This is a genomic window from Grimontia sp. THUN1695 (assembly GCF_059704325.2).
Genome location: NZ_AP046577.1, coordinates 1,563,186 through 1,576,597 on the forward strand (window position 1 = coordinate 1,563,186; position 13,412 = coordinate 1,576,597).

The following is a 13,412-nucleotide window of genomic DNA, read 5'->3' on the forward strand; positions in this document are numbered from 1 at the left end:
AATCAGCCTTCCATTTCAGCGATTTTCACTTTCCAGGTGTCAGGGCCAATTTGGTGGGCGTTGCCGCCACGTGAATCAACAGCAACGGTGACAGGCATATCTTCGACCTCAAACTCGTAAATCGCTTCCATACCCAAGTCTTCAAATGCAACAACACGCGCTTTCTTGATGGCTTTTGCTACCAGATATGCGGCGCCACCCACTGCCATCAGATAAACGGCTTTGTGCTGTTTGATGGATTCAACCGTAGCAGGACCACGCTCCGCTTTACCTATCATGCCCATCAGGCCAGTTTCGCTAAGCATCATGTCAGTGAACTTGTCCATACGGGTTGAGGTCGTTGGGCCTGCAGGGCCAACCACTTCATCGCCTACTGCATCAACAGGGCCAACGTAATAGATAAAGCGGCCGTTGAAATCCACGCCGTCTGGCAGCCCTTGTCCGTTGTTCAGCATTTCCTGAATACGTTTGTGCGCGGCATCACGACCTGTCAGGATTTTGCCAGAAAGCAGCACGGTTTCACCGGTCTTCCATTCCTGAATGTCTTCTTTGGTGATTTCATCCAGGTTCACCCGGCGAACGTTATCGCCCACTTCCCAGGTCACTTCTGGCCATTCTTCCAGTTTTGGTGGCTTGAGTTCAGCCGGGCCGGAGCCATCCAACGTAAAGTGAACGTGACGGGTTGCCGCACAGTTCGGGATCAGGCATACCGGTTTTGAAGCCGCATGTGTCGGCGCGGTTTTGATTTTCACGTCAACAACGGTGGTTAAACCGCCCAGACCTTGAGCGCCGATGCCCAGCTTGTTGACACGGTTGAAGATATCCAGACGAAGTTCTTCTTCGGCATTTTGTGGGCCGCGCTCAATCAGCTCCTGAATATCGATGTGCTCCATCAGGGATTCTTTTGCCAATACCGCCGCTTTTTCAGCCGTGCCGCCAATGCCAATACCCAGCATACCCGGTGGGCACCAGCCGGCTCCCATGGTTGGCAGAATTTTCTCTACCCATGCCGCCACATCGTCCGATGGGTTCAGCATCACCATCTTGGTTTTGTTTTCTGAACCGCCGCCTTTCGCTGCGATTTGAATCTCCACTTTATCGCCCGGCACCATGTTGATGTGAACCACTGCCGGCGTGTTGTCTTTGGTGTTCTTACGCGCGCCTGCAGGATCTGCCACCACCGATGCGCGAAGCGGGTTATCAGGGTTGTTATAAGCACGGCGAACGCCTTCATCAACCATCTCCTGCACGGTCATGTCGCTTTCCCACTGAACATTCATGCCAATGTTCACAAAGCAGGTAACAATCCCGGTGTCCTGACAGATGGGTCGCTTGCCTTCTGCCGACATGCGGGAGTTGATCAGAATTTGCGCAATGGCGTCCTTCGCGGCCTGGCTCTGCTCTTTTTCGTAAGCTTTTTCCAGGGCTTTAACAAAATCGAGGGGATGGTAATAGGAGATGTACTGTAGGGCGTCAGCGACACTGTCGATGACATCTTCCTTACGAATGACAGTCATAGTTGCCTCTTTGAATTTTTATGATTCCTTGGCGCTGTTCGCTTGCTTATCAATGCAGGCTAAACAGTGCTTCCAGTCTAGCGTTATATGTCGAGTTGATACTACAAAATAGTAGGCCGCTTTCTCTTATTCAGGCAGCTTTGCCAGAGAAGCGACTTTCTCAGATCCTTGAGTAGGCGAATGACATTTCACCGAGTGATTTTCACTGTCCAAACTTCGCTTTAAAAGCCACGGATATGATACTCTTACGGTCGATTTTGCGCTAACAGATGCTCCAATACCGATCACAAAAACACGAAAATGACCGAATCGAAACGAAAGCCAATCACCTTGCAGTATATTGAGTACTCACCATCAGCACTCATATCTCTTTTTTCCCATATTGAATCCCACCCTTGGGCGATGTTGCTACAATCTGCAGCGGAAAATCACCCGGATAACCGCTTTGATATTCTGGTGGCTGATCCTATTGCCACACTCTGCAGTGACGGAGAAACCAACCACATTACCTATCGTGATGGGCGTAACACTTCCAGCAAAGGCGACCCATTTGCAGCCTTGCGTGCGTTACAGCTTTCTCTTTTACCGCAGATTAAGCCTGTTGCACCCTGGCCTTTCCTTGGTGGGGCACTCGGCTATTTTGCTTATGATCTTGGCCGTCAGGTAGAAACCCTCCCAGCGTTGGCTACCCGGGATATTGACATTCCGGATATGGCTGTCGGCATTTATGACTGGGCTCTGATTGCTGATCACAAAGAAAAGAAACTGGCACTGGTGCAACCCGAAGGTGAAAACCGCTTAGCATGGTTGGAAGGTTTTCAGGAAAAAGCCAGACCGGCGTTTTCATTGACTGGGGATTGGCAGGCAAACATGACATTTGAAACCTATAAAGATAAGTTCAATTGTGTTCAGTCCTACCTGAAATCCGGGGATTGCTATCAAATCAACCTTGCTCAACGTTTTGAAGCACCGTATCAAGGCAGTGAATGGGAGGCTTACCAAAAGCTGGCACAAACCAATGGCGCACCCTTTTCCGCCTTTATCCGTTTAGAAAATACAGCCATCGTCTCTGTCTCACCAGAACGCTTCCTGCAACTGCATGACAGAGAAATTGAAACCAAACCCATCAAAGGAACACGTCCGCGGCACCAAGATGCAGCGATAGATGCAGCCAACATCCAAAGCCTGAAAAATGCAGACAAAGATCGGGCGGAAAACCTGATGATTGTTGACCTTCTTCGTAATGATATTGGTCGTGTGGCCTCGCCAGGTTCAGTAAATGTACCTAAACTTTTTGATATTGAGACGTTTCCTGCTGTCCATCACATGGTCAGTACCGTAACGGGTACCCTTTCGGAGGGTAAATACGGCGAAGACTTGCTTCGTGCCTGTTTTCCGGGCGGCTCGATTACCGGCGCACCGAAAGTGCGCGCCATGGAAATTATCGAAGAGCTCGAACCACACAGGCGCAGTGTTTACTGTGGCAGCATTGGTTACTTAAGCCGCTGTGGCACAATGGATACCAGCATTACTATTCGCACCTTGGTCTGTTACCAGCAGCATATTTACGCCTGGGCGGGCGGCGGTGTGGTAGCAGACAGTGATGTGACGGCGGAATATCAGGAAACGCTCGACAAGTTAAGTAGAATTCTTCCTGTGTTATCAGCGTAAAGGCAGATAACACAGCGCATCGATAAGTAGGAAGGACGCATGTTAAAAACACCAAGGAGGGTTCACAACCCGCTACAAACACCAACCTCCCTCTTTCGACATATCCGCCAGAGTCCGATGCGCCCGCTCTCTCGTCACTGGTTCGTACAACGTTTCAGCCTAAGCCCCAGTTATCATTATGACAGGCGCGTTATTCAGCGCGCGACCGATACCATGCGCCAACAAGGTATATCAGAGCTCAGGCCGGCAGCCGTGATGATCGCCCTTGCAGAGCGAGATGGCGAATTGCACCTTTTACTCACCAAGCGCGCAACACACCTGAAACACCACCCGGGCCAAATCAGCTTTCCCGGCGGGAAAGTCGAGGACTCGGACACCGATATCGTCGAAACCGCTATTCGCGAAATGGAAGAAGAAATTGGTGTCACCACGGACAGGCAGCATCTTCTGGGCTGTTTGGCCCCGCTCCCAACGGTGAGCGGTTACCTTGTCACCCCCGTTATCGCATTCATTGAAGCCAACTACACCCCGGTGCTCGATGAAAACGAGGTGCATACGCTTTTTGAGGTGCCACTCGCTCAATTTTTAAGACAAGATGCTATCACCAAGCAACCTTTCCTGGTACGTGGCAATACCTATCACATTTACGCTATGAGCTATGAAAATCACCTTATCTGGGGGGTAACAGCCCAGATACTTAATGCCCTAAGCCAGCAAATTTCTCTCAACTAATTTTTAATATCTCAAATTTTTTAAGAGTGTTTAAACTGTATTTTTAAACCATAAAAAATGTAAAAGTACTGCGAAAAAATAATGCCGTCGCACGAAATTTTCTTGCCACAAAAATGATCCCCATCACGGTTTATAATGCAAAAATGTAAACAATACGCACCGATTTCCGAATCGTTCCGTAATTATTTTGGTGATTAAACGATGCAAACACAGTCAACCATGACTTCGAGCGCAGACAAAATGAAGTGGTCTGCCCAAGACACCACCTGGATGCTGTCCCTGTTTGGTACAGCCGTAGGCGCAGGTATTCTATTTCTTCCTATCAATGCTGGCTTGAACGGTTTCTGGCCACTGCTTGCGCTGGCCATTCTCGTCGGCCCAATGACTTATCTGGCTCACCGTGGTCTTGCACGTTTTGTCCTGTCTTCCAAGAAACCAGGTAGTGATATCACTGAGGTTGTAGAAGAGCACTTCGGTGCAACAGCGGGTAAACTCATCACTTTGCTTTACTTTTTTGCGATTTACCCAATCGTTCTGATTTATGGCGTTGGTATCACCAACACCGTTGATTCTTTTATGGTTAATCAACTGGGCATGGAATCTCTGCCACGCTCTGTCCTGTCAATCATCCTGATCATGGGCATGATGTCAGTCATGCTGGCAGGCGAGAAACTGATGCTGAAAGTGACCCAATTCCTGGTTTACCCACTGGTTGGTATCTTGCTGTTCCTGTCGGTTTACCTGATCCCGGATTGGAATACGTCTGCCATGCAGCAAATCCCTTCAGTCGGTGATTTTATGACCACCCTGTGGATCTCAATTCCTGTATTGGTATTCGCGTTCAACCACAGCCCAGCGATCTCTGCTTTCTCTATGGCACAATCACGAGACCACAGCGACAACGCAGAGCGCAAAGCACAGCAAATCCTGTTCCGCACTGCGGGCATGCTGCTTGGCTTTGTCATGCTGTTTGTGTTCTCTTGCGTTCTGAGCCTAACGCCTGCTGATTTGGCAGAGGCCAAAGAACAAAACCTGGCTGTACTTTCTTATCTGGCTAACAAACATGAAAGCCCATTCATTTCTTATCTGGGCCCAATCATTGCGTTTGTGGCTATCGTCTCGTCTTTCTTTGGCCACTATCTGGGTGCACGTGAAGGTCTGAACGGTATCATCATCAAACAGCTTCGCTCTCGCGGCAAGCAAGTGGACACCAAGAAAGTGGATATGTTCACGGTAGTATTCGTTATCGTTACCAGCTGGATTGTGGCAACCATTAACCCAAGTATTCTGGGAATGATCGAATCACTGGGTGGCCCAATCATCGCTGCGATTCTGTTCATTATGCCGATGTATGCCATCAAGAAAGTACCCGCCATGCAGAAGTACGCGGGCAAGTTCAGCAATGTCTTCGTCACGGTGATGGGACTGGTAGCAATTTCAGCTATTTTGTACAGTTTCATCGCATAATAAATGGTGTAGACTAGCGCTATAGAAAGAGCAGGATGCTTGTGACGCATCTTGCTCTTTTTGCTTTCCCTTCCTGAGCCATGAAGACAAGCAACAGCTCAGCAAAGCGTCACCTCCAAGGATGGATAGAAACGAATTAATCCAAATGCCCGTTTCGGTAAACCACGGGCATTGACTGAGGTATGACAAATGATCAGCGTTTTTGATATCTATAAAATCGGCGTAGGCCCTTCAAGCTCACACACAGTAGGCCCAATGAAAGCCGGTAAATCATTTATCGACGATCTGCGCAGTATGAACAAACTCCGTGATGTCACCAAAATTACCGTTGACGTCTACGGTTCACTGTCTCTGACCGGTAAAGGCCATCACACGGATATTGCTATCATTATGGGCCTGGCAGGTAACACACCAGAGCATGTTGATATTGACAGCATTCCGGGCTTTATCGCACGCGTTGAAGAAACCGAGCGGCTGCCGGTAGGTATGCACTGCCACACCGTCGATTTCCCCCGTGATGGTGGCATGAACTTCCATACCACTAACCTGCCTTTGCACGAAAACGGCATGTCAATCCACGCTTGGATGGGTGAAGAGAAGGTTTACTCAAAAACTTACTACTCTATCGGCGGTGGCTTCATTGTTGATGAAGAAAACTTCGGCAAGAAAGACGAAAACAAAATCAAAGTGCCTTATGCGTTCAGCAGCGCTGAAGAACTGTTGAAGCACTGTACTGAGACCGGTTTGTCTATCAGTGCGGTTGTGATGGCAAACATGCGGGCCATGCACTCGGAAGATGAAATCCAGACGTACTTCGGCAATATATGGCGCACCATGCGCGAGTGTCTGGATCGTGGCATGAGCAACGAAGGCGTGCTGCCGGGCCCTCTGCGTGTTCCACGCCGCGCGGCCGCCCTTCGTCAACAACTGATCGCGTCTGAGAAATCAAACAATGACCCAATGGCCGTGGTTGACTGGGTTAATATGTTCGCGTTCGCGGTTAACGAAGAAAACGCCGCCGGTGGCCGTGTGGTTACGGCACCAACCAATGGTGCATGTGGCATTATCCCTGCGGTTCTGGCGTACTACGACAAGTTCATTCAAAACGTGGGGCCACGTGAATACACCCGTTACTTTGCTGTTTCCGGTGCCATTGGTGGCCTGTATAAGCAAAATGCGTCTATTTCCGGTGCAGAAGTGGGTTGTCAGGGTGAAGTGGGCGTTGCATGCTCTATGGCGGCAGCCGGTCTGGCGGAGCTGATGGGTGCCAGCCCACAACAAGTCTGTATCGCTGCTGAGATCGGTATGGAGCACAACCTGGGCCTGACCTGTGATCCAGTTGCCGGCCAGGTACAGGTTCCCTGTATCGAACGTAACGGTATTGCAGCAATGAAAGCCATTAACGCAACCCGTATGGCACTACGCCGCTCTTCTGAGCCACGTGTGTCTTTGGATAAGGTCATTGAAACCATGCTGGAGACAGGTAAAGACATGAACGCCAAATACCGTGAAACGTCTCAGGGCGGTCTGGCCATCAAAGTACTTTGCTAAACCTCCCTCATGCAGAAAAAGGAAACCGCCCAAGCCGGCGGTTTTCTTTTATCCAGCCTCTCTGTGCAGGTTTTGAATCTCAAGCAGTTGCGAGTAATTCCTCCCCGTTATTCAGCACATGCTTCCCTGCGGCATCAATGGCACGATAAAGGCGCATTTTCGTCGCGCTCAGGCCTAGCCCTAACACGTTACTGATTTCTTCAAGCGAGAGATCATGTTCAAAACGCAACACCAGGATTTCTTGTGCGGTTTTTGCCAATGACTGCACCGATTGGGCAATCCCCAGCTCGGATGTCACCGGGCACGGCTCTTCCACACTAATTTCCTCTTGAAACTCATCCGAGACAAAACGTTGCGAATACATTGCGCGTTTTTTCAAATAGCTCCGGCACTGATTATCTGCAATCGCATATAACCAGCTTCTAAATGCTGCTTCGCCGCGATAGGCGTGGATGTAGCGGTAACTCCGTACCAAGGTTTCTTGCAACACATCATCTGCGTCATAAGGACAACCTAACCAAGCCATGCATCGACGATGTAATGGTGACAGATAGCTCGCAACCAATTGGTCGAAATAATTGCGGGCTAACGGGTGCCCCGCTTGAATCTTAGCAATCTGTTCACGCTCACTGTTTTTAATACAGGTTGAATCCACTGAATGCATGTTAATACCCTCCTGGTATTCGAGTGGTGAACTCAACCTAGCCAATGAAAACCAAACAATCAAACAGTGTTTTCTATTCAGCAAGAAGGCTAAATTGGCCTCAAAAGAACCCGGAAAGCCTGGATAACATAAAAAACACGGCGATTATCATTGGGTTACAACCAAAAATTAAAAACAGCGTTTTATTGTAGGCAACACTAACCCCCTATTTATTTTCCACCGTGTCTCAGGAATGAATCAATAACACACGGGGATCATGACAGCAGAATAAAAAACCCTCCGTAATGAAGGGTTTTCTTAACAGGTTATTTCAAGCGGTAAGTCATACCGAACAAGAGTGAGCGATCAATTTCATCATTACCGTTTCCATCAATATTGTCTTCAGTATCTTCGAGCAATCCGGTGAGGGACAGACTTAACGAGTTTGAAATGTAGTAACGGAATGTGGAGGCCACACTGTTGGTGGTAATGTCGTTGCTTTTCTCGTACTCAGAGTGCGTCAGCAACCAGCCATTTTCCCAATCAATGTTGTCTGAAAGCTCATAAGTCAATGACAAATCGTTTGAAAGCACATAGCCATTTTCACCATCATCAAGAATGGCTGTCATGATTGCTTCTTCTGAAAACTGGGTTAGGTTGTTAATGGGCAGATGGTATTCAGCGCCCAGCTCCAACACAGGTTTACTGTTCGAGCCATCATAATTGGAAATCACAGAGCCGACACCGCCACGCACTAACCACCCATATTTCCTTGTCGAGATGCGCTCGTTCTCCAACACATCATAGGAACGTATCGCACCACGGGCGCCAACATCACCGAGCAATGCATCAATATCTTCAATCCAGTATTCCAGATATTCATCCGAACCGTATCTGCTGATGTACTCCTCTTCTCGGGAAATAACATCAGCAACAGCAATATAGGTTTGACGATCCATCCCACTCAAGATCGCCCGCTCTTGCAAAGCTTCGATAAGACGAATCGATTTTGCCATCGGTGTCGCATTCACCACACGGCCATAACCAAAGCCGACGGTAAGTTTAGTAAAGGGGTCTTTCATGCCCTTCTGAACACCCACTTCGCCTTTGCCATACCAGAACAAACCGTTGCTATTCGGCTGGAAGTACATGTCGTTGGTAAGGGCACCAACAGCCTGGTAATTAGACACGCTTTTATCCGTGGCGTTTGGCCCCCGGGAGCGAGACCCTGTCCCCGTGAAATCTATCTTGGTGTTTCGGTCGGCAGAGTCAAAAACTTGCTCATAATCAAGGTTGATATAACCGTTATAACTGGATTGATCCTGGTTTCCATCATTGAGGTTGAATTGCATATCCAGATAAGCATCTTCATATGCAGATGTCGCCTCATCATAGTCATACATCGTAACCGGAGTCTCGGCGAATACGAGAGGCGCAAATGAAAGCGAAATACCGGTCGCAATCAATGAGTGCACATGCTTTTTCATAAAGTCATCCTGATTTTTTTAAATTGGAAGTGATGTTGATAGCCACAATGCGTGGCTTTCTCCTCCCGTAATGCAAAACCGGGTACAAAGGCTGACTACCCGGCATGGATGAAGGTCACGAGAAAAGCAGGCAGGGTGATGGTTTTTTTTGAAGGTATAAAATGTAAGAGATTGGTTAAGATCCCCGTCAGCAACATGATTCATAACCTAGACTGTCTCACAACAAAAAAGCCCGCATGAAGCGGGCTCAGACATCTTATGCTAAGTCAGTTACGCAGCGGCTTGTTGTTTATCAGTAGATTGTTGTTTATCAGTAGAAGCGGCTTTCACAGGTTTAGTCACGAAAGTCAGCACAACCGCTACCGCCAGCATCGCCGCACAGATAGAGTATGCCATCACATAGTTACCGGTCATATCTACTGCTGTTGCAGCAACCACAGGACCAATGAAACCACTCACACCCCATGCGGTGTAAAGCACACCGTAGTTGCCACCGTAGTTTTTCAGGCCGTAGTAATCGGCAGTGATAGATGGGAATACAGCCAACAGTGTGCCATAACCCACACCCGCCACCGCTGCACCCACCATCAGGGTAAATTCAGTGTTGTAGGTGGCAAACATCATCATGTTGATACCTTGCATGATGAATGCCAGCATCAGGGTTTTAATGCCACCAATTTTGTCAGACAACAGACCCGCAGCTACACGACCGCCAGAGTTGAAGATAGACAGCACAACCACCAGGAACGCTACCTGAGTCAGATCAGACTGATTGATCGCGATAGACGTAATGTTACCAATGATCATCAGACCCGCAGAAGACGCCAGCGCGTACATCAGCCACAGTGAGTAAAACTGAGGCGTTTTCACCATTTCACGCCAGCCCATGTCTACGCTACCAGAACCCTTCTTCGCCACATAGCCCGCAGGAGCTTCCGGGACGTAATCCGCTGGCGGGTTATTGATGGTGCATGCCAGAGGCACTGCGATAGCCAAGACACCGACACCCAGGATCAGGAAGCTGGTGTTAACGCCATAGTTTGCAATCAGGGTTGATGTCAGGGGGGCCAGGTAAACTGCCGCCAGTCCAAAGCCTGCCGCAATCAAACCGTTAACCATGCCCTTTTTAGAAGGGTGGAACCACTTCATTGCCGCAGGTGCCAAGCACGCATAACCAATGCCGATACCACAACCGGTGATCAAACCAAAGCTCAGCAACAGTGTCATCGGAGATGAAGCAAAGCTGGAAATGATCATACCGATACCTACCATGATGGTACCCAGAATCAATACCTTACGCGGCCCCATGCGATCCTGCAGATTACCCGCCACCAGCAAAGAAAGTGAAAAACAGATGGTTGCGACGGTGTATGGCATCGATGCATCAGCGTTTGACCAGCCCTGTTCTACCAGTGACTGCTTGAACACAGACCACGCATACAAGATGCCGATACACATATTGATAAAGAAACCAGCAGCGAGAACGCCAGTAGCTTTGTTCAGTTTATTCATGTTACGACTCAATAAATTCACAAATGAAAGGTGTCGCTGGCAAAAGCCCCCTACTGCGCCACCCACCACACCTCCACATCACTTAAAAGCGTCTGTAACAGTGACATAAGCCTTTAGATGATCTGGGTTATCAATAATTTTTTGTATTCTTCAAATTTGATGAGAACGACAAAAGCGCGCGGAGTCTAGCAGGGAATGAGACTGTGATCACCATCTACTTTTGTTTATCATTAAAAAATGTATCGAACGGTGAGTTTTCGGTCATTAACAACACGAATCTTCCACTCACACATAATAGGAAAAGCCCACCTTCCCTTTAAACCGGGGCACGAAACGTTGTGCCGCATACAGACCAGGCTGGACCATCACCGTCAATGAGCCTGCCATATTGATAGATAATTTCGATTGAATTAAAAGACAAAACCTTCTTTTATCTGCCAAGTGCTTAAGGCATAGTTAGAAACAGTCAGAGGGTGGATCCGTCCGGGACGCACCTTCGTTCACCGGCACCATCCCGTAAAATTAAATAAGTAAGGAAATTGAATATGTTCGTGGTTATCTTTGGTCGCCCTGGCTGTCCGTTTTGTGTTCGTGCGAAAGATCTTGCTGAAAAACTGAAAGAAGAACGTGACGATTTCAACTACCGCTACGTCGATATCCATGCCGAAGGCATCAGCAAAGCAGACCTTGAAAAAACCGTCGGCAAACCTGTTGAAACCGTGCCACAAATCTTCGTTGATCAGGAGCACGTTGGTGGCTTCACTGATTTTGAAGCATATGCAAAAGAAAACCTGGGCCTCTACCAGTAATTTCTACACGCTTTCCGACAGAGCCGGCAAAGTTGCCGGCTTTTTATTGCAGTAAAAACAAAGAGATAGAATTCAAACAATCCTTTATTCTATCCATTAGAAAAATCGGTGAAATCTAATATTATTTTTCATGCAACTTTTTATTACATTTCATGGCAAATACGTATAATGGCGCCCCAGAATTTTTCTTGACCCGTGCGCGGATAACTGTTCAGTGAACATCGACGTTTATAACCTGCTTGTTAATAACGATATCCTTCTCCTGTTTGTCGTGTTGGCGATCGGCTTGGCCATTGGCAAAGTCAAAATAGGCAGCTTCCAGTTTGGTAATTCCATTGGTGTTCTCATCACCGCCTTGTCTTTTGGACACGCAGGGTTTGCGTTCAGCCCGGAAGCGCTGAACATCGGCTTTATGTTGTTCATTTTCTGCGTGGGTATTGAAGCCGGTCCGAACTTCTTCGGTATCTTCTTCCGTGATGGCAAGTCATATCTGGTGCTCGCCTGCACAGTGCTCACAGCCTCTGTGGGTATTACCTTGCTGATGCGCTACCAATTCGGTGTTGATGGCAGTATCGCTACCGGCATGATGGCAGGGGCAATGACCGCCACACCAGTCCTTGTTGGCGCAAAAGATGCTCTGAATGCCGGTCTGGCCGGTGATTTCACGCCAGATCAACTGGCAGGCATGATTGACAACCTGAGTGTTGGCTATGCATTGGCATACCTGGTCGGTCTGGTGAGCCTGATTGTGCTCGCGAATTTTATGCCAAAACTGCAAAAGGAAAACCTTGAGCATTCAGCGCAGAAAATTGCTATGGAACGCGGACTCGGCAATTCTTCACAGCGCAAGGTCTACCTGCCCATCATCCGGGCTTACCGTGTGGGGCCGGAACTGATTAACTGGGTTGATGGCCGCAACCTGCGTGAACTGGGCATTTACCGCCAGACCGGTTGCTATATTGAGCGTATTCGCCGCCACGGCATTCTTGCCAACCCGGATGGCGATGCCATTTTGCAGGAAGGTGATGAAATTGCCCTGGTGGGATACCCAGACAGCCATGCTCGCCTTGACCCCTCTTTCCGCAACGGAAAAGAGGTGTTTGACCGCGACCTGCTCGACCTTCGCGTCGTGGAAGAGGAAATTGTGGTTAAGAACGATGCGATTATCGGCAAACGTCTGTCTGACCTGAACCTGGCAGAATACGGTTGTTTCCTGAACCGTGTCATCCGTGCCCAGATTGAAATGCCGATGGATCACAACATCCTGCTTTCCAAAGGGGACGTGCTTCAGGTCAGTGGTGAAAAACGCCGTGTGATGGGACTGGCAGAACGCATCGGTTTTATCTCGATTCACAGCCAGGTATCTGACATGCTGGCGTTTTGTTCCTTTTTTATCTTTGGTCTGCTTTTCGGTCTGGTTACCATGACCTTTGGCCAAATGACGATTGGGTTGGGTAACGCATCAGGCCTATTGATTGCCGGTATTCTGCTGGGTTTCTTGCGGGCCAACCACCCGACTTTCGGTTATGTACCGCAAGGTGCCATCAATATGCTCAAAGAGCTGGGCTTGATGACCTTTATGGTGGGTGTCGGATTGAGCGCTGGCAGCAACCTGGTTGAATATCTCCAGCAAATGGGCTTCACCATTATGTTCGGCGCGCTGGCGGTGAGTGTCTTGCCTGTCATTCTGGCGTATCTGGTGGGCGCATACATTCTGAATATGAACCGTGCCCTGCTGTTTGGTGCTATTATTGGCGCCCGGACCTGTGCACCCGCCATGGACATGATTAACCAACATGCCCGCAGTACTGTTCCCGCCTTGGGCTACGCTGGTACTTATGCCATCGCCAACGTTCTGCTCACGTTTGCCGGTACGCTTTTGGTTATCCTGACCTAGTCCTCCTATTCTGGCTTGATCATCCCTGCCTTGTCACATAACCGGCAAGGCAGTCAGCATAGATTCAGCGAACAGGGATTACACTGGCTGCTAAATCATCCAACTATTATTCCCAGCCCCTCTTGC

At 48.7% G+C, this 13,412-nt stretch carries 10 protein-coding genes; 6 read left to right on the top strand and 4 right to left on the bottom strand.

Translation table 11 applies throughout. The features are described from left to right. Nucleotides 1-2 precede the first annotated feature (2 nt). Nucleotides 3-1,517, bottom strand: a complete 1,515-nt coding sequence (locus tag AC6IB1_RS10690; RefSeq protein WP_497569022.1) for a fumarate hydratase — start codon at nucleotides 1,515-1,517, stop codon at nucleotides 3-5. 300 nt (nucleotides 1,518-1,817) lie between these two features. On the opposite strand from AC6IB1_RS10690, the gene pabB reads away from it, so the two are divergent. The 4 genes from pabB to AC6IB1_RS10710 all read left to right on the top strand — a co-directional run bounded on the left by pabB (nucleotide 1,818) and on the right by AC6IB1_RS10710 (nucleotide 6,938). After that, a complete protein-coding gene (pabB, locus tag AC6IB1_RS10695; RefSeq protein ID WP_497569023.1) occupies nucleotides 1,818-3,188 on the top strand; it encodes an aminodeoxychorismate synthase component I in 1,371 nt (456 codons plus the stop codon). Nucleotides 3,189-3,227: 39 nt separating this feature from the next. Further along, the gene (locus tag AC6IB1_RS10700) at nucleotides 3,228-3,920 is read left to right on the top strand and encodes a CoA pyrophosphatase (RefSeq protein WP_497569024.1); all 693 of its coding nucleotides are present in this window, start codon (nucleotides 3,228-3,230) and stop codon (nucleotides 3,918-3,920) included. Between the two features lie 201 nt (nucleotides 3,921-4,121). Then, on the top strand, nucleotides 4,122-5,387 hold the full coding sequence (locus tag AC6IB1_RS10705) for an HAAAP family serine/threonine permease (protein WP_497569025.1): 1,266 nt from the start codon (nucleotides 4,122-4,124) through the stop codon (nucleotides 5,385-5,387). A 189-nt stretch (nucleotides 5,388-5,576) separates the two neighbouring features. Further along, complete coding sequence (locus AC6IB1_RS10710; protein ID WP_497569026.1) at nucleotides 5,577-6,938, top strand: L-serine ammonia-lyase; 1,362 nt, start codon at nucleotides 5,577-5,579, stop codon at nucleotides 6,936-6,938. 79 nt (nucleotides 6,939-7,017) lie between these two features. On the opposite strand, the gene AC6IB1_RS10715 is transcribed toward AC6IB1_RS10710, so the two are convergent. From AC6IB1_RS10715 to AC6IB1_RS10725, 3 genes are all read right to left on the bottom strand, one after another. Then, nucleotides 7,018-7,602, bottom strand: coding sequence for an RNA polymerase sigma factor (locus AC6IB1_RS10715; protein WP_497569027.1), 585 nt, complete (start codon nucleotides 7,600-7,602; stop codon nucleotides 7,018-7,020). A gap of 305 nt (nucleotides 7,603-7,907) precedes the next feature. Next, entirely contained in the window at nucleotides 7,908-9,068 is a 1,161-nt protein-coding gene (locus tag AC6IB1_RS10720) for a DUF481 domain-containing protein (RefSeq protein WP_005502895.1), read from the bottom strand. A 270-nt stretch (nucleotides 9,069-9,338) separates the two neighbouring features. Next, nucleotides 9,339-10,580, bottom strand: a complete 1,242-nt coding sequence (locus tag AC6IB1_RS10725) for an L-lactate MFS transporter (RefSeq protein ID WP_497569028.1) — start codon at nucleotides 10,578-10,580, stop codon at nucleotides 9,339-9,341. A 545-nt stretch (nucleotides 10,581-11,125) separates the two neighbouring features. On the opposite strand from AC6IB1_RS10725, the gene AC6IB1_RS10730 reads away from it, so the two are divergent. Then, a complete protein-coding gene (locus tag AC6IB1_RS10730) occupies nucleotides 11,126-11,389 on the top strand; it encodes a GrxA family glutaredoxin (RefSeq protein ID WP_005502905.1) in 264 nt (87 codons plus the stop codon). A gap of 214 nt (nucleotides 11,390-11,603) precedes the next feature. Further along, nucleotides 11,604-13,286: an aspartate:alanine antiporter gene (locus AC6IB1_RS10735; RefSeq protein ID WP_497569029.1), complete on the top strand. Its 1,683-nt coding sequence runs from the start codon at nucleotides 11,604-11,606 to the stop codon at nucleotides 13,284-13,286. Nucleotides 13,287-13,412 lie beyond the last annotated feature (126 nt).

What these genes read in the sequence shown, in the direction of transcription:
- AC6IB1_RS10690 (WP_497569022.1), bottom strand. Translation starts at nt 1,517, where the DNA reads ATGACTGTCATTCGTAAGGAAGATGTCATCGACAGTGTCGCTGACGCC.
- pabB (WP_497569023.1), top strand. Translation starts at nt 1,818, where the DNA reads ATGACCGAATCGAAACGAAAGCCAATCACCTTGCAGTATATTGAGTAC.
- AC6IB1_RS10700 (WP_497569024.1), top strand. Translation starts at nt 3,228, where the DNA reads ATGTTAAAAACACCAAGGAGGGTTCACAACCCGCTACAAACACCAACC.
- AC6IB1_RS10705 (WP_497569025.1), top strand. Translation starts at nt 4,122, where the DNA reads ATGCAAACACAGTCAACCATGACTTCGAGCGCAGACAAAATGAAGTGG.
- AC6IB1_RS10710 (WP_497569026.1), top strand. Translation starts at nt 5,577, where the DNA reads ATGATCAGCGTTTTTGATATCTATAAAATCGGCGTAGGCCCTTCAAGC.
- AC6IB1_RS10715 (WP_497569027.1), bottom strand. Translation starts at nt 7,602, where the DNA reads ATGCATTCAGTGGATTCAACCTGTATTAAAAACAGTGAGCGTGAACAG.
- AC6IB1_RS10720 (WP_005502895.1), bottom strand. Translation starts at nt 9,068, where the DNA reads ATGAAAAAGCATGTGCACTCATTGATTGCGACCGGTATTTCGCTTTCA.
- AC6IB1_RS10725 (WP_497569028.1), bottom strand. Translation starts at nt 10,580, where the DNA reads ATGAATAAACTGAACAAAGCTACTGGCGTTCTCGCTGCTGGTTTCTTT.
- AC6IB1_RS10730 (WP_005502905.1), top strand. Translation starts at nt 11,126, where the DNA reads ATGTTCGTGGTTATCTTTGGTCGCCCTGGCTGTCCGTTTTGTGTTCGT.